The organism is Thermomonas aquatica (assembly GCF_006337105.1).
GTDB classification, from domain to species: Bacteria; Pseudomonadota; Gammaproteobacteria; order Xanthomonadales; family Xanthomonadaceae; genus Thermomonas; species Thermomonas aquatica.
Window position 1 is genome coordinate 1,705,520 of sequence record NZ_CP040871.1, and the last position, 15,752, is coordinate 1,721,271.

13 protein-coding genes are annotated in these 15,752 nt (G+C 67.9%); 4 read left to right on the forward strand and 9 right to left on the reverse strand.

The window, feature by feature from the left end:
* Positions 1-8 precede the first annotated feature (8 nt).
* Both FHQ07_RS08130 and FHQ07_RS08135 read right to left on the reverse strand, forming a co-directional pair.
* Positions 9-758 carry a sulfotransferase gene (locus FHQ07_RS08130; protein ID WP_168191513.1) on the reverse strand — a complete coding sequence of 250 codons (750 nt, stop codon included), beginning with the start codon at positions 756-758 and terminating at the stop codon, positions 9-11.
* 44 nt (positions 759-802) lie between these two features.
* A complete protein-coding gene (locus tag FHQ07_RS08135; protein WP_139716335.1) occupies positions 803-1,561 on the reverse strand; it encodes an N-acetylmuramoyl-L-alanine amidase in 759 nt (252 codons plus the stop codon).
* A 131-nt stretch (positions 1,562-1,692) separates the two neighbouring features.
* On the opposite strand from FHQ07_RS08135, the gene gltB reads away from it, so the two are divergent.
* Both gltB and FHQ07_RS08145 read left to right on the forward strand, forming a co-directional pair.
* Positions 1,693-6,180, forward strand: coding sequence for a glutamate synthase large subunit (gene gltB, locus FHQ07_RS08140; protein WP_168191514.1), 4,488 nt, complete (start codon positions 1,693-1,695; stop codon positions 6,178-6,180).
* The gene (locus tag FHQ07_RS08145) at positions 6,177-7,646 is read left to right on the forward strand and encodes an FAD-dependent oxidoreductase (protein ID WP_139716336.1); all 1,470 of its coding nucleotides are present in this window, start codon (positions 6,177-6,179) and stop codon (positions 7,644-7,646) included. Before gltB ends, FHQ07_RS08145 begins: the two co-directional genes overlap by 4 nt.
* 46 nt (positions 7,647-7,692) lie before the next feature.
* Here FHQ07_RS08145 and FHQ07_RS08150 read toward each other — a convergent pair whose 3' ends face one another.
* Genes FHQ07_RS08150 through FHQ07_RS08160 form a run of 3 tightly spaced genes read right to left on the reverse strand, consistent with a single transcriptional unit; the run spans position 7,693 to position 9,332 of the window.
* Positions 7,693-8,304 carry a pyridoxamine 5'-phosphate oxidase family protein gene (locus FHQ07_RS08150; RefSeq protein ID WP_139716337.1) on the reverse strand — a complete coding sequence of 204 codons (612 nt, stop codon included), beginning with the start codon at positions 8,302-8,304 and terminating at the stop codon, positions 7,693-7,695.
* Between the two features lie 7 nt (positions 8,305-8,311).
* Positions 8,312-8,776, reverse strand: coding sequence for a nuclear transport factor 2 family protein (locus FHQ07_RS08155; protein ID WP_139716338.1), 465 nt, complete (start codon positions 8,774-8,776; stop codon positions 8,312-8,314).
* Between the two features lie 4 nt (positions 8,777-8,780).
* Positions 8,781-9,332 carry a carboxymuconolactone decarboxylase family protein gene (locus FHQ07_RS08160; protein ID WP_139716339.1) on the reverse strand — a complete coding sequence of 184 codons (552 nt, stop codon included), beginning with the start codon at positions 9,330-9,332 and terminating at the stop codon, positions 8,781-8,783.
* Between the two features lie 117 nt (positions 9,333-9,449).
* Between FHQ07_RS08160 and FHQ07_RS08165 the strand changes: the two genes are divergently transcribed.
* Positions 9,450-10,349: a LysR family transcriptional regulator gene (locus FHQ07_RS08165; protein ID WP_240703450.1), complete on the forward strand. Its 900-nt coding sequence runs from the start codon at positions 9,450-9,452 to the stop codon at positions 10,347-10,349.
* Between the two features lie 203 nt (positions 10,350-10,552).
* Entirely contained in the window at positions 10,553-10,867 is a 315-nt protein-coding gene (locus FHQ07_RS08170; protein ID WP_139716340.1) for a hypothetical protein, read from the forward strand.
* 291 nt (positions 10,868-11,158) lie between these two features.
* On the opposite strand, the gene FHQ07_RS08175 is transcribed toward FHQ07_RS08170, so the two are convergent.
* From FHQ07_RS08175 to glnA, 4 genes are all read right to left on the reverse strand, one after another.
* Positions 11,159-12,742 (reverse strand): ammonium transporter, encoded by a 1,584-nt coding sequence (locus tag FHQ07_RS08175; RefSeq protein ID WP_168191515.1) that lies wholly within the window; start codon positions 12,740-12,742, stop codon positions 11,159-11,161.
* Positions 12,743-12,758: 16 nt separating this feature from the next.
* Positions 12,759-13,097: a P-II family nitrogen regulator gene (locus tag FHQ07_RS08180; protein ID WP_139716341.1), complete on the reverse strand. Its 339-nt coding sequence runs from the start codon at positions 13,095-13,097 to the stop codon at positions 12,759-12,761.
* 14 nt (positions 13,098-13,111) lie between these two features.
* A complete protein-coding gene (locus FHQ07_RS08185) occupies positions 13,112-13,912 on the reverse strand; it encodes a TorF family putative porin (protein WP_139716342.1) in 801 nt (266 codons plus the stop codon).
* A 303-nt stretch (positions 13,913-14,215) separates the two neighbouring features.
* Positions 14,216-15,625 (reverse strand): type I glutamate--ammonia ligase, encoded by a 1,410-nt coding sequence (glnA, locus tag FHQ07_RS08190; protein ID WP_139716343.1) that lies wholly within the window; start codon positions 15,623-15,625, stop codon positions 14,216-14,218.
* Positions 15,626-15,752 lie beyond the last annotated feature (127 nt).

Genomic DNA, 15,752 nt, shown 5'->3' on the forward strand with positions numbered 1-15,752 from the left:
CCCGCGACTCAGGCGGCGGTTTCGCCGCTCGCGCGCAGCGCGGCCTGCAGCTCGGGGTAATTCAGCACCAGCGCGTCCGGCGGCGCGCGCACGATCCTTTCGGTCGCCACCCGCACCGGCGCCGGCGCCAGCCCGAGGAAGGCGAATACGCGGTCGCACTGCGCCTGCGGATCGGCGGCCAGCTCTTCGTAGACGACCCGCAGCGAAGGATGGCCGGCGAAGGCGGCTTCGAATTCGCGTTCCCGGCGGCGGGTTTCGGCGATGTCGCGCAGGCAGTCGTCGATGTCGACCGCGAACGGCGCGACTTCGGGCAGGATCCCGCCCGCCGGGACGTTGGTGACCCCGGTCTGCTGCAGCACCACCCGGTGCGAGAGGTAGCGGCGCAGCAGGTCCCGGCGCCGCAGGAACACGATGCGCAAGTCCCGGTCGGCCTCGACCAGGGCGCGGATGCCGCTCCACTGCGGCTGCACCAGCTCGTCGAACTTGAGCTTGAAGCCGGCCGCGGCCGCGCCGTGCGCGTCCAGGAAGCGGCGCATGCTTTCCCCGGGATGCTCGAAGCGCGCGCGCTGCAGCGCCTCGAACGCAGCCGCGTCGTCCTCGCATGCGCGCGCCAACGGACCGTCCAGGCCGACCATGCGATCGCCCCAGACCTCGCCGTGCACGAGCAGCGCGGGATGGCTGCGCAAGGTGCGCACCAGCATCGTGCTGCCGGTGCGCGCGGCGCAGGCGATCATGAAACGGACGGGAGGCTGCGGCATCGGCCCGGCCTGCGCGGGAACAAGGATGGCCGGCAAGGATAGGGTCATCGTGCCGGCGGCGCGATCACCATCGCCGCCAAGGCATGCAGGATGCGCAGGTCTTCGCCATCGAACGCCGCATCCGGATCCTCGCCATCGTCGCGGCCGCGGTAATGGCGATGGAAGGCGCGCACCGCGGCGGCGCGATCCTTCAGCGGATAGCCGATCGCCGCCATCGCCAGCCACGGGTCGAAGCCCGCCGGCGGGTCGACCAGCGATTCCGGCCGCGGCCAGAGGCCGAACCCGGCATCGGCCAGGCGCTGCCAGGGGAACAGCGAACCCGGGTCGCGCTTGCGGGTCGGCGCCAGGTCGGCATGGCCGATCACCTGCGTCCTCGGGATGTGCAGCCGCGAACACAGGTCTTCCAGCAGGCGCAGCAGCGCGGCGATCTGCGCCTCCGTATAGGGCTCGCCCACGTCGTTGTCGATCTCGATGCCGATCGACGCATCGTTGACGTCGGTGATCGTGCCCCAGGAACCGCCGCCGGCATGCCAGGCGCGATCGCCATCGGCCACCAGCTGGTAGATCCGGCCGTCGTCGCCGATCAGGTAGTGCGCGCTGACCTTGCCCTTGCTGTTGGCGGTGCGCAGCGTGTGCAGGCTCTCCTGCGCGGAACCCTGCTCGGTCGCGTGGACCACGATCAGCACCGGCCGCCGCGCCTCGAAGTTCGGCGACGGCACCCATTCGGCGAGCGGGTTGCGCTGCGGGGCGTGCGCGCAGGCGGCGAGCAGGGACAGCGACAGGACGGCGACGAAGGTGCGCATGGCCCGATCTTATCGCCTCCGTCGTCGACGCCCGTCGCGGCGATTGGTTTCCTTCGCAACTACCGACCACAACTCTAAAATTTTGTTCTAGGCTCGGGTCATGTTGCAGTGCAGCGAACCCGGGAACCGCCATGATGGAGTGCGACCAAGCCGGCCCTGATCCCCTGGGCCTGTACGACCCCCGCGACGACCGCGACAGCTGCGGCTTCGGCCTGATCGCGCAGCTCGACGACAAGCCCGCGCGCGCCACGGTGGAAGCCGCGCTGGAAGCGCTGGCGCGCATGACCCATCGCGGCGGGGTGGCCGCCGACGGCCTCAGCGGCGATGGCTGCGGCCTGCTGCTCAAGCAACCCGAACGCTTCCTGCGCGCGCTGGCGAAGGAAGCCGGCTTCGCGCTGGGCTCGCAGTTCGCCGCCGGGCTGGTGTTCCTGCCGCACGATGACGCCGACGCCGCGCGTTGCCGCGACACCCTGCGCAAGGCGCTGGCCGAGGTGCAGCTGGCGGTCGCCGGCTGGCGCACGGTGCCGGTGGATGCCGGGGCCTGCGGCGCCACCGCGCGCGCCAACATGCCGCGCATCGAACAGGTGTTCGCCGCGCCGCTGATCGACGTCGAAGGCGCGCGGCCGACGCCCGAAACCTTCCGCCGCGCGCTGTTCCTCGCCCGTCGCCGCGCCACCCAGCGCCTGCAGGACGTGCCGGCGTTCTACATCGTCAGCCTGTCCGCGGACAGCATCGGCTACAAGGGCATGGTGCTGCCGTCGCGGCTGCCGCAGCTGTATCCGGACCTGCAGCGCCCGGAGCTCGAAAGCAGCGTCGTCGTGTTCCACCAGCGCTTCTCGACCAACACGTCCTCGCGCTGGTCGCTGGCGCAGCCGTTCCGCATGCTCGCCCACAACGGCGAGATCAACACCATCGCCGGCAACCGCGCGTGGGCGCAGGCGCGCGCGCATGTGTGGCGCAGCGAGCACCTCGACCCGCGCGAATTCGATCCGGTGATCGAGGTCGACGGCTCGGATTCGCAATCGCTCGACGCGATGCTCGACCTGCTCGAAGCCGGCGGCATGGATGCGTTGAAGGCGATGCGCATCCTGGTGCCGCCGGCGACGCAGTCGCTGGAGTACAAGGACGCCGACCTGGCCGCGTTCTACGAGTACTACGCGCTCAACAGCGAGCCCTGGGACGGCCCGGCCGGCATCGTGCTGTTCGACGGCCGCTACGCCGCCTGCACGCTGGACCGCAACGGCCTGCGTCCCGCGCGCTGGCAACTGACGAAGGACCGGCATTTCCTGATCGCCTCCGAGGCCGGCGTGTGGGACGTGCCGGCCGCCGAAGTGCTGCGCAAGGGCAAGCTCGGCCCCGGCCAGATGATCGCCGCCGACCTGCGCGACGGCCGCCTGCTCGAAAGCGACGCCATCGACGCGATCAACCGCGCGCGCGCGCCGTACAAGCGCTGGCTGCGGCAGGGCATGACCTACCTGCACAGCGAGCTGATCGATCCCAACCTCGCCGCCGAACCATTCGACCACGCCACCCTGGCCGGCTTCCAGAAACTGTTCCAGCTGACCCGCGAGGAACGCGAGAAGGTGCTGCGCCCGCTCGCGGAAACCGAGCAGGAGGCGATCGGCTCGATGGGCGACGACGTGCCGATGGCGACGCTGAGCCAGCAGGTGCGGCCGCTGTACGACCGCTTCCGCCAGGCCTTCGCCCAGGTCACCAATCCGCCGATCGACCCGTTGCGCGAGGACTGCGTGATGTCGCTGGCCACCCAGCTCGGCCGCGAGGGCAACGTGTTCGCCGACAGCGCCGAGACCGTGCGCCATGTCCACCTGAGCTCGCCGGTACTGAGCCAGCGCAAGCTGCGCCAGCTGCTGGCGATGCCGCCCTACGACACCGCCTATCGCTACATCGAACTCGGCTTCGACGCCGGCACCGGCATCCGCGCCGCGATCGAAGGCGTCTGCGCGCAGGCCGAGGCCGCCGCGCGCGACGGCGTGCTGCTGCTGATCCTGTCCGACCGCCGTCCGCGCCGCGACCAGCTGATGCTGCATGCGCTGCTCGCCACCGGCGCGGTGCACCAGCACCTGGTGCGCAACGGCCTGCGCTGCGCGGTCAACCTGATCGTGGAAACCGGCACCGCGCGCGACCCGCACCACTTCGCCTGCCTGATCGGCTACGGCGCGACCGCGGTGTATCCGTACCTGGCCTATCAAACCCTGCACGATCTGGGCGTGCGCGGCATCCTCAACACCAAGCACGGCGAGGTCGCGCAGATCGGCCGCAGCTACCGGCGCGGCATCCGCAAGGGCCTGCTGAAGATCATTTCGAAGATGGGCATCAGCACCATCGGCAGCTACCGCGGCGCGCGCCTGTTCGAGATCGTCGGCCTGGACCGCGAAGTCACCGAACTCTGCTTCGCCGGCACGCCGTCGCGGATCGGCGGCGCCGGTTTCGCCGAACTGCAGGCCGAAGCCGAGCACCTGGCGAAGATCGGCTGGGACAACAACGCGCTGCCGGAAATCGGCGGCCTGCTGCAGTTCACCCCGGACGGCGAATACCACCAGTTCAATCCCGACGTGGTGCAGGCGCTGCAGCGCGCGGTCGCCAGCGGCACCCGCGAGGACTGGGCGCGCTATGCCGATGCGGTGAACACGCGGCCGCCGGCGGCGTTGCGCGACCTGCTCGCGCTCGACGCCTCGAAGGCGAACGCGATTCCGCTCGACGAGGTCGAGCCCATCGAAGCCATCGTGCGCCGCTTCGATACCGCGGCGATGTCGCTGGGCGCGTTGTCGCCGGAAGCGCACGAAGCGCTGGCGATCGCCATGAACCGCCTCGGCGGGCGCAGCAATTCCGGCGAGGGCGGCGAGGATCCCGCGCGCTATCGCAGCGACAAGGTCAGCAAGATCAAGCAGATCGCCTCGGGCCGTTTCGGCGTCACGCCCGAATATCTGGTCAATGCCGAGGTGCTGCAGATCAAGATGGCGCAGGGCGCCAAGCCCGGCGAAGGCGGCCAGCTGCCCGGCCACAAGGTCAATGCGCTGATCGCCAGGCTGCGTTACGCGCGGCCCGGCATCGGCCTGATCTCGCCGCCGCCGCACCACGACATCTACTCGATCGAAGACCTCGCGCAATTGATCTTCGACCTGAAGCAGGTGAATCCGGACGCGCTGGTCTCGGTGAAGCTGGTCTCGCATGCGGGCGTCGGCACCATCGCGACGGGCGTGGCGAAAGCCGGCGCCGACCTCATCACCATCTCCGGCCATGACGGCGGCACCGGCGCCTCGCCGATTTCCTCGATCCGCTATGCCGGCACGCCGTGGGAACTGGGCCTGTCCGAAGCGCGCCAAGGCTTGCTGGCGAACGGATTGCGCGAACGGGTGATCGTGCAGGCCGACGGCGGCCTGAAGAGCGGCCTCGACGTGATCAAGGCAGCGCTGCTCGGCGCCGAGAGTTTCGGCTTCGGCACCGCGCCGATGATCGCGCTGGGCTGCAAGTACCTGCGCATCTGCCACCTCAACAACTGCGCCACCGGCATCGCCACCCAGGACGACCGCCTGCGCGCCGAGCATTTCACCGGCCTGCCCGAACGCGTCGAGAATTTCTTCCGCGGACTGGCCGAGGAAGTGCGCGGCTACCTCGCGCAACTCGGCGCGCGCACGCTGGGCGAACTGGTCGGCCGTACCGACCTGCTGCGGCAAGTGGATGCGCTCGCCGCCACCGGCGAGAAGATCGACCTGTCGCTGCTGCTGGCCGGCGACGGCCTCGCGCACGGCGGCCATTGCGGCACGCCGCGACTCGCCGCCGCGAACGATGGCCTGGCGGCGGAACTCGATGCCGACCTCGACCTGGTGTTGACGAATGCGCTGGGCGGCAGCTTCGCCTACCCGATCCGCAACACCGACCGCAGCATCGGCGCGCGGCTGTCCGGGCGCATCGCGCGCCTGCACGGCGACCACGGCATGCGCGATGCGCCGATCGACCTGCATTTCACCGGCACCGCCGGGCAGAGCTTCGGCGGCTTCCTCGCCAGCGGCCTGCGGCTGACCCTGGAAGGCGAGGCCAACGATTACGTCGGCAAGGGCATGGCCGGCGGGCGCATCGTGATCCGTCCGCCGCGCGACGCAACCTTCGTCGCCTGCGACACGCCGATCCTCGGCAACACCTGCCTGTACGGCGCCACCGGTGGCGAGCTGTACGCCGCGGGCCACGCCGGCGAACGCTTCGCGGTGCGCAATTCCGGCGCGGTCGCGGTGGTGGAAGGCGTGGGCGATCACTGCTGCGAATACATGACCGGCGGCGTGGTCGCGGTGCTCGGCCGCACCGGCCTGAACTTCGGCGCCGGTTTCACCGGCGGCATGGCCTACGTGCTCGACCTCGACCGCGATTTCGTCGACCGCTACAACCACGAGCTGATCGACATCCTGCGCATCAACCACGAAGGCTTCGAGGCGCACCGCTCGCACCTCACCGACCTGCTGGAAACGCATGCGGCATTGACCGGCAGCGTGTTCGCGCAGCGCATCCTCGACGACTTCCGCGATTTCCTCGGCAAGTTCTGGCTGGTCAAGCCGAAGGCGGCGAGCATCGAATCGCTGGTCGACGGTTTGCGGAGAGCGGCATGAGCAAGAAAGCCATCTTCGATTTCCTCGACCGCGAACGCGCGATGCCCGCGCGCATCCCGCTGCAGCTGCGCCGCGACGGCGACTGGGGCGAGTTGTACGGCCGCTTCGCCGCCGAGGAAGCGAAGCAGCAGGCCGGCCGTTGCCTGGATTGCGGCAACCCGTATTGCAGCTGGGGCTGCCCGCTGCACAACCGCATCCCGCAATGGCTGGAACTGGCGCGCGAAGGCCGCGTCATCGAAGCGGCGGCGCTCTGCCACGAAACCAACCCGCTGCCCGAAATCTGCGGCCGCGTCTGCCCGCAGGATCGCCTGTGCGAGGGCAGCTGCACGCTCAACGACGGCTTCGGTGCGGTGACCATCGGCGCGGTCGAGAAGTACATCGTCGATGCCGCGTTGGCGCAGGGCTGGACGCCAGATCTGTCGCAGGCGCCGAGCACCGGCAAGCGCGTCGCCATCGTCGGCGCGGGGCCTGCGGGCCTGGCCTGCGCGGATCGCCTCGCGCGCGCCGGCATCGAAGCCACCGTGTTCGACCGCTACGAGAAGATCGGCGGCCTGCTGCAGTTCGGCATCCCCACCTTCAAGCTGGAACGCACGGTGCTCGACCAGCGCCATGAGGTCCTGGCTGGCATGGGCGTGCAATTCAAGCTGGGCGTGGAGATCGGCCGTGATGTGTCGATGCAGTCCCTGATCGACGATTTCGACGCGGTGTTCCTCGGCATCGGCAGCTATCGCTACACCGACGGCAAGCTGCCAGGCCAGGACCTGCGCAACGTGCTGCCGGCGCTGCCCTTCCTGGTGCAGAACGGGCGCCTCGTGATCGGCGACGATGCAGATGGGAAACCCATCGCCGGGTGGGAGGATCAAATCGACTTGCCCGACCTGCGCGGCAAGCGCGTGGTGGTGCTCGGTGGCGGCGATACCGGCATGGACTGCGTGCGCAGCGCGATCCGCCTGGGCGCCGCCAGCGTGCAATGCGTGTATCGCCGCGACGAGGCCAACATGCCCGGCTCCGCGCGCGAAGTCGCCAATGCGCGCGAGGAGGGCGTGGAGTTCCTGTTCAACCGCCAGCCGCTGGCCTTGCTCGGCGATGATGCCGTGACCGCCGTGCGCGTCGCCGAAACCCGGCTGGGCGAACCCGATGCGCGCGGTCGCCGCAATGCGGAGATCGTACCCGGCAGCGAATCCGAACTCGACGCCGACGTGGTGATCATCGCGTTCGGCTTCCAGCCGGAACCGCCGGAGTGGCTCGCGGCACACGGCATCGCCGCCGAGGCCAATGGCCGCATCAAGGTTGCGCCCAAGCCGCGCGGTTGCGCGAAGCCTTCGAGCAATGCGCTGCCCTACCAGACCAGCAATCCCTGGGTGTTCGCCGGCGGCGATGGCGTGCGTGGCGCCGACCTCGTCGTCACCGCCGTGCAGGAAGGGCGCGATGCGGCGGCGGGGATCGCCAAGCTGCTGCTGGGTTGAGACCGCAACAACAGGAGCGGCAGCAAAGCTGCCTGCAGCGAACTGGTCAGGCTCGGCGCAATCGCTCCAGTTGGGCTTCGAGGAACGCGATGCGCCGGTCCTTCTCCTGCAGCGCGGCCAATACATGGTCGGCCTCGAAACGGGGCGGGATGTGCTGCGGGCAATTCGCGTCCCAGGCATGGACGGTGAACACCAGGACCTGCTCCGGCCTGGCCTTGTAGTCCGCGGGCATCAGCTGCGCGAGCAACGCCGGCGTGGCCTCCACCATGCGCGCCTCGCCCCAGATCTTCACCCGCCGGCGCTGGCGATAGTCGATCAGGAACAGGTGCGCCTTCGGGTTGTCGATCAGGTTGCCGCTGCTGATGTACTGGCGGTTGCCGGCGAAATCGACGAAACCAAGCGTAAGTGCGTCGAGCACGCGCAGGAAGCCGGGTGGACCGCCGCGGTGCTGGATGTACGGTTGCCCTTCGGCATTGACTGTGGCCAGGAACAGGCTGCGCTGCTCGCCGATGAAGTCGCGCAGTTCGTCGGTGATCGTGGTTTCCCAGCCGCCCCGCGCCTCCATGTTGCGGTAGGCGCGGCGCGAACCCTTGCGCGTTTGCAGGGATTTCACCGTTGGCGTGAAGGCGATGTCGCTGCTGTAGCGCGTGGTGTCCATGCGTGCCTCAAAGTCCGAGTTCCGACAGCGAAGCCGCCGTCGCCGGTCGCGGGCCCAGTGGCCAGTGGAACAGCCGCTCGTCCTCGCGGATCGACAGGTCGTTGATGCTGGCGATACGGGTGCGCATCAGGCCATGCGCGTCGAATTCCCAGTTCTCGTTGCCGTAGCTGCGCGTCCACGCGCCTCGTGCGTCCCGCCACTCGTAGGCGAAACGCACGGCAATGCGATTCTCCTGGAAGACCCACAGCTCCTTGGTGAGGCGGTATTCGCGCTCGCGCTGCCACTTGCGTTCCAGGAAGGCCGCGATGGCGTCGCGTCCTTGCAGGAACTCGCTGCGATTGCGCCAGCGGCTGTCCGCCGTGTAGGCCTGCGCGACCCGGGCCGGGTCGCGCGAGTTCCAGGCGTCCTCCGCCAGGCGCACCTTGCGCACGGCCGATTCCAGCGTGAACGGCGGCAGCGGTGGACGCTCCATGGCCTCAGGCGGCCTCGCGCAAGGCGACCACCGGGAAATCGATCTCGGTCTTGGCCACTTCGTTGATGTAGTTGGTCCAGGTGTTGAGCGCCACGTGCTGCACGATCTCGATGACCTGCGCATCGCTGTAACCGGCCGCCTTCACCGCCAGCACGTCGTCGGCGCCGACCTTGCCGCGGGCCTGCGTGACCTTGGCGGCGAACTGCACGGCGGCGGCGGCCTTCGGGTCGTTGGAGGTACCGCTGCGGTTGGCGGCGATCTCGGCGTCGTCGAGCTTGGCCAGGTGCTTGCCCAGGTAGGCATGCGCCGACAGGCAGTAGCCGCAGCCGTTGATCTCGGCCACCGCCAGTGCGATGCGCTCGCGGGTCGGCGCCGGCAGCGTGCCCTTGCCCAGCGCGCCGGACATGCCGAGGTAACCCTCGAGCGCGGCCGGGCTGTTGGCGACCAAGCGGAACAGGTTGGGGACGGAACCGATCTGCTGCTGGACGGCCAGCAGCAGCGGCTGGGCGGCGGCGGGGGCGGAATCGATGCTGGCGGGGATGGCGATGCGGGACATGTTTGTTTCTCCAGGGTGGCGGTGATGGGCGGGTGCCCGGTGGAGAAAGCGTAGATAGTTCCGCCATCTGCAACTAGACTGCAAAATATGGAATCACCCTTCCATGAAATGGAATAAATGATGGACCGACTCCAGGCGATGAATGTGTTCCTCAGCACCGTGGAGGCCGGCAGTCTTTCGGCCGCGGGCCGCAAGCTGGGCATGCCGCTGGCCACCGTGAGCCGCAACCTGTCGGAGCTGGAGGCCCACCTGAAAGCGCGCCTGCTCAACCGCAGCACGCGCGGACTCGCGCTCACCGATGCGGGCCGCGACTACCTCGCCGCCTGCAAGCGCATCCTCGAAGATGTCGGCGAAGCCGAACGCACTGTCGCCGGCGAGTTTTCCGAACCGCGTGGCGAGCTGGTGATCACCGCACCGATCGTGTTCGGGCGAATCCACGTGTTGCCGGTGCTTGTCGACTTCCTCGCCGCCTACCCCGAAGTCGACGTACGCCTGGTGCAAGGCGATCGCGTCCTGCACCTGCTCGACGAACACGTGGACCTGGCCGTGCGCATCGGCGCGTTGCCGGACAGTCGCCTCATCGCCACGCGCCTGGGCGCCACCCGCCGCACCGTGTGCGCGAGCCCGGCGTACCTAGCCGCGCACGGCGTGCCGGACACGCCGGCACAACTCGGCGACCATCGCTGCATCAGCTTCGAGGCGATGAGCGCAGCCGAGTCCTGGCGTTTTCCGGCCAACGGGACCGAAATCAACGTGCCGATGCATTCGCGCCTGGTGGTGAATACCGCCGAAGCGGCGATCAACGCCGCGATCGCTGGCGCCGGCCTCACCCGCGTGCTGTGCTACCAGATCGACAGGGCCGAACGCAGCGGACAATTGCAGCGGGTACTGCGTGATTTCGAACCAGCAGCGCTGCCGATCAGCCTGGTCCACGCGGGCCAGCGGCGCCTGCCGTTGAAATTGCGCGCGTTCCTCGACTTCGCGACCCCGCGGTTGCGCGAGCGACTGGCCCGGTAGCCGTCCGCTTCGGGGCACGCCTTCAACGAGGCAACGCAACGCAACTTCCCGCGACGTGGATCACCCGCGCGGACATTGGCCAGTCGACCAGTTCGTTCAGGCCGAGCCCACAGCGCGCCATCGGACCGACCGGAACCGGATTCGGCGGGTTTGCGTCAGCCACCGGGCAAACGCGCATGATCGTCGTCCCATCGGAGACTGAGATGACGCGATCCGTCCGTTCGAACGTGATCGCCGTCCTGCTCACGCTCGTCGCGTTCGATGCCCGACCCGCATCGCTCGCGGAAGGGCATCCGTCCGAGGACGAAACGGCGGTGCTCGCGGCAATGGACCGCTACCTGCTCGCCCCCTCGACGAACGACCTGCGGGCGATGGCAGCGATGCAGACGCCCGAGGGAATGACGTATCGGGCGCACACCACGGATGCAGGCGCGATCGAGCTCATCGTTCGAAGGACGCATGCGCCGAACTGCGCCCCGGAGACGCGTCGACCATTCGTCTCGAGGGTTGATGGTTGATGGTCCTTCGAGGCCCCTCGCGACTCATTCGCGTCGTTCCCCCTGATGCTCAAGGAAATGCCGGGTTCTTCGGGCGGATCGGCCGCGGGGATGTCTCGAATGATTGCCTCGAGTGGTTGGCCGGCCAGAAGAAGACGTCTGCATGGGTTCACAAGCAGGTCTCCATGCTCTAACTCTCCACGACACGTCACCCAACAAAAAAACCGCACGGCGAACCGTGCGGCTTCCCTTGAAGAATGCTTCTTTCGAAACCGGCGACGACGTCCCTGTCGTCGCCTTCCCCAAGACCGATCAGGACTCGTACGCGGCTTCGCCGTGCGAACTGATGTCCAGGCCTTCGCGTTCCGCCTCTTCACTGACGCGCAGGCCGACCGTGTACTTCACGATCAGGAACGCGAGCAGCGCGACCACGCTGGACAGCACCACGGTGATCAGCACGCCCTGCGCCTGGATCCACACCTGCGCGGCGATGTCGTAGTCCGGCAACGCGGTCTCGGTGACGTAGTCCCACAGGCCCGCGCCGCCCAGCGCGGGCGCAGCGAACACGCCGGTGAGCAACGCGCCAGCGATGCCGCCGACGCCGTGCACGCCGAACACATCCAGCGAATCGTCCGCGCCGAGCAGGCGCTTCAGCCCGCTGACGCCCCACAGGCAAAGCGCGCCGGCGATCGCGCCCATCGCCAGCGCGCCCATCAGGCCCACCAGGCCCGCCGCCGGCGTGATGACCACCAATCCCGCCACCGCACCCGACGCCGCGCCGAGCAAAGACGGCTTGCCCTTGCCGATCCATTCCATCGTCAGCCACGCCACCACCGCCGCGGCCGTGGCCAGGAAGGTGTTGACGAAGGCGATCGCGGCCACGCCGCCGGCTTCCAGCGCGGAGCCGGCGTTGAAGCCGAACCAGCCGAACCACAGGATCGACGCGCCGACCATCGTCTGCGTGAGGTTGTGCGGCTTGATCGCCTCGCGGCCGAAGCCGATGCGCTTGCCGATCACGAACGCGCCAACGAGCCCCGCCACCGCGGCATTGATGTGCACCACCGTGCCGCCAGCGAAATCCAGCGCGCCCTTCGCCCACAGATAGCCCGACTTGGCCAGCACGCCATCGACGGCGTCGGTGCTGGTGAACGCATCCGGACCCGGGAAGAACCAGACCATGTGCGCCATCGGCAAGTAGGCGAAGGTGAACCACAGCACGGTGAACAGCATCACCCCGGCGAACTTCACCCGCTCCGCGAACGCGCCGACGATCAGCGCGCAGGTGATGCAGGCGAACGCGCCCTGGAACACGAAGAACGCGAGCTCGGGGATGTACACGCCCTTGGTGAAGGTCGCCGCGATCGAGGCGGCATTCAATCCCGCGGCAAGCACGCGGTCGGTGCCGCCGATGAAGGCATTGCCCTCGGTGAAGGCCAGGCTGTAGCCGTACAGCGCCCACAGCACCGCCACCAGCGAGAACACCGCCAGGTTCTGGATCAGGATCGACAGCACGTTCTTCGACCGCACCAGGCCGCCGTAGAACAGCGCCAGCCCGGGCAAGGTCATGAAGATCACCAACGCGGCGGACACCAACACCCAAACGGTATCCGGCTTGCTGATGGTGGGTGCCGGCGCTTCGGCTTCCGTTTCGGCGGGTGCCGCTTCAGTCGGCACTGCTTCGGCAGGGGTGGTTGCCGCGGGTGCGGCGTCCGTGGCCGTCGCTGCATCGGCGGTTGCGGGTGCGGCTTCCGCAGGCGCCTCGGCCGCGGTCGGTGCAGCGGTCGCTTCCTGTGCCTTCACCGCCGGCATCGCAAGCGCCAGCGCGAGGGCGCACGCCGCGGCCATGCATGCGGCATGCAATCGGGTGCTCCACCCGGAGATCGCTGTCGTCTTCATCGTTGTCTCCCCTGGGTTAGAGCGCATCGGCGCCGAGCTCGCCGGTGCGGATGCGGATGACCTGGTCGAGGGCGACGACGAAGATCTTGCCGTCGCCCACCTTGCCGGTCGCCGCGGATTTGCTGATCGCATCGAGCGCGGCATCGAAATCGTCGTCGGCGACCGCGCATTCGATCTTCAGCTTGGGCAGGAAATCGACGACGTACTCGGCGCCGCGGTACAGCTCGGTGTGGCCTTTCTGCCGGCCGAAGCCCTTCACTTCGGTCACGGTGATGCCGGACACGCCGACTTCGGTGAGCGCCTCGCGCACCTCGTCGAGCTTGAACGGGCGGATGATCGCGGTGATCAGTTTCATCGTGCTGGGCTCCCTCAGAACGCCTTGGTGATGGTCAGGGCGACGGTGTCGTCGGCCACCTTGTTGCCGAACGGGTTGGTGTACAGCGCGTCGTCGGCATTGGTGCCGGTATAGGCCAGGCCCACCGAGAAACCGTTGTCGAAGGCCTTGGTCGCGCCCAGCTTCCAGTCGGTGTATTCGAAGGCGTCGTTGCCCTCGATCCACTGCTTGCCGGCATGCGTGTTGATGGTGACGCCCTTGCCCACGGTTAAGTTGGCGCTGAGGTCGAGGTAGCCGCTGCCGTCGGAATCGACGTAGCCGAACAGGTCGGTGGCCGCGTACGAATACTTCGCGCCCAGGCTGAGCTTGTCGCTGGCGGCGACGGTGATGCCGGCATACACCTCGAGGGTGTCGGCGCTGTTGAAGCCGGACGGAAAATCGCCGGGATACCAGTAGTACAGCGCGCCGACGTCGTAGCTCACGGCCTCGCTGAACTTGCCGCGATAGCCGCCGTAGACGTCGAGTTCAAGGCTGCTGGAGATCGGCGCGGCGCTGGTGGAGAGATCCGACAGCCAGCTGATGCTGCTGCCCCACGTGCCGATGTACGCGCCGCTTTCGGCCGCGTATTCCACGCCCCCTTGCAGGGCGGGTTGCTGGTTGCTCTGCGACACGCCGCGGAACACGTAGTCGCTGGTCAGCGAGACGTTGCCGCTGGTGCCGGCCTGCGCATCGGCGATGCCGAACAGGGCGAGTAATGCGACGGCGATGCGGATGCGAGCGTGCGTGCGCGTCGTGGTCGATGCATGGAACGGTGTAGCCACAGTGTGAGACGACATGACGCAGGCTCCTCATAAGCGGTAGCCCTCCCCGGTCATTTGTTTCGTACTCGTGCAATGCAGGAACTCCGTCGTGCCCTGCCTGCCGCGATCGTCGATCGCGCATGTCCTCCTTGCTTGATGGTGCGCGACGCCGCCGCGCATGGCCCGCCCCACTCCCTCCGCCAGCCAAAAGGCCCGGGAGGCGCGCACCCGTCGGTGCGCGCTCCCGGCCTGTCCGATCCTCGCCGGGGAGGGAGCGAAGCGAGGATCAGCTCGCTTCGCCCCGATGCATCGCCGCCGCTCGACGCGGCGGCGGCCGCATCAGACGGTGTAGTACATCTGGTATTCCAGCGGGTGCGTGGCCGCGCGGAACTTGGTCACTTCCTGCATCTTCAGCGCGATGTAGCCGTCGATGAAGTCGTCGCTGAACACGCCGCCGGCCTTGAGGAAGTCGCGGTCCTTGTCCAGCGCTTCCAGCGCCTGGTCGAGCGAATGGCACACGGTCGGGATGTTCTTCTCCTCTTCCGGCGGCAGGTCGTACAGGTCCTTGTCGCTGGGCGCGCCCGGGTCGATCTGGTTCTTGATGCCGTCAAGGCCCGCCATCATCAGCGCGGCGAAGGTCAGGTAGCCGGACTGGATCGGGTCGGGGAAGCGCATCTCGATGCGGCGCGCCTTCGGGTTGGCCACGTACGGGATGCGGCAGGACGCCGAACGGTTGCGCGCCGAGTAGGCCAGCATCACCGGCGCCTCGAAGCCCGGCACCAGGCGCTTGTAGCTGTTGGTGCCGGAATTGGTGAACGCGTTGATCGCGCGCGCGTGCTTGAAGATGCCGCCGATGTACCACAGCGCCATCTGCGACAGGCCGCCGTAACCGTCGCCGGAGAACAGGTTGACGCCGCCCTTGGCCAGCGACATGTGCACGTGCATGCCGCTGCCGTTGTCGCCGACGATCGGCTTCGGCATGAAGGTCGCGGTCTTGCCGTTGCGGTGGGCGACGTTCTTGATGATGTACTTCATCGTCAGCAGTTCGTCGGCCTTCTGCACCAGGGTGTTGAACTTGGTGCCGATCTCGCACTGGCCGGCGTTCGCCACTTCGTGGTGGTGCACCTCGACCTCGATGCCGACCTGTTCCAGCGTCTTGCACATCTCGGCGCGGATGTCGTGCAGCGAATCCAGCGGCGCGACCGGGAAGTAGCCGCCCTTCACCATCGGCCGGTAGCCGCTGTTGCCGCCTTCGTATTCCTTGCCGGAGTTCCAGTGCGCCTCTTCCGAATCGACATGGAAGAAGGTGTGGCCCATTTCATTGGAGAACCGCACCGAATCGAAGATGAAGAATTCCGGCTCCGGGCCGAAGAACGCGGTGTCGGCGATGCCGGCCGCCTTCAGGTAGGCCTCGGCGCGCTTGGCCACGCCGCGCGGGTCGCGGTCGTAGGCCTGCATGGTCGCCGGATCCAGGATGTCGCAGGTCAGGATCAGGGTCGGGTCGGCGGTGAACGGGTCGACGACCGCGGTCGACGGGTCCGGCAGCAGCACCATGTCGGACTCGTTGATGCCCTTCCAGCCGCTGATCGAGGAACCGTCGAACATCTTGCCGTCCTCGAACAGGCTGGCGTCGATGATCGACTTGGGGAAGGTCACGTGGTGCTGCACGCCACGCATGTCGGTGAAGCGCAGATCGACGAATTCGATCTTGTGGTCGCGGATCAGCTTTTCGACGTTTTCGAACGACATGGGAAACTCCGGGAGGAAGGGGATGAGCCGTTGCCAGTTTCTATTGCAAAGCGCGTGCCAACTACCAACTAATTGATTATCAAGTATTTTATCTGTAGCGTGAATTTCGAATGCATTTCTTTGGTGC

Excerpts from the sequence above, each read along its gene's own strand:
- gltB (WP_168191514.1), top strand. The coding sequence starts at position 1,693 with ATGATGGAGTGCGACCAAGCCGGCCCTGATCCCCTGGGCCTGTACGAC.
- FHQ07_RS08150 (WP_139716337.1), bottom strand. The coding sequence starts at position 8,304 with ATGGACACCACGCGCTACAGCAGCGACATCGCCTTCACGCCAACGGTG.
- FHQ07_RS08135 (WP_139716335.1), bottom strand. The coding sequence starts at position 1,561 with ATGCGCACCTTCGTCGCCGTCCTGTCGCTGTCCCTGCTCGCCGCCTGC.
- FHQ07_RS08130 (WP_168191513.1), bottom strand. The coding sequence starts at position 758 with ATGCCGCAGCCTCCCGTCCGTTTCATGATCGCCTGCGCCGCGCGCACC.
- FHQ07_RS08180 (WP_139716341.1), bottom strand. The coding sequence starts at position 13,097 with ATGAAACTGATCACCGCGATCATCCGCCCGTTCAAGCTCGACGAGGTG.
- FHQ07_RS08185 (WP_139716342.1), bottom strand. The coding sequence starts at position 13,912 with ATGTCGTCTCACACTGTGGCTACACCGTTCCATGCATCGACCACGACG.
- FHQ07_RS08160 (WP_139716339.1), bottom strand. The coding sequence starts at position 9,332 with ATGTCCCGCATCGCCATCCCCGCCAGCATCGATTCCGCCCCCGCCGCC.
- FHQ07_RS08155 (WP_139716338.1), bottom strand. The coding sequence starts at position 8,776 with ATGGAGCGTCCACCGCTGCCGCCGTTCACGCTGGAATCGGCCGTGCGC.
- FHQ07_RS08170 (WP_139716340.1), top strand. The coding sequence starts at position 10,553 with ATGACGCGATCCGTCCGTTCGAACGTGATCGCCGTCCTGCTCACGCTC.
- glnA (WP_139716343.1), bottom strand. The coding sequence starts at position 15,625 with ATGTCGTTCGAAAACGTCGAAAAGCTGATCCGCGACCACAAGATCGAA.
- FHQ07_RS08145 (WP_139716336.1), top strand. The coding sequence starts at position 6,177 with ATGAGCAAGAAAGCCATCTTCGATTTCCTCGACCGCGAACGCGCGATG.
- FHQ07_RS08165 (WP_240703450.1), top strand. The coding sequence starts at position 9,450 with ATGATGGACCGACTCCAGGCGATGAATGTGTTCCTCAGCACCGTGGAG.
- FHQ07_RS08175 (WP_168191515.1), bottom strand. The coding sequence starts at position 12,742 with ATGAAGACGACAGCGATCTCCGGGTGGAGCACCCGATTGCATGCCGCA.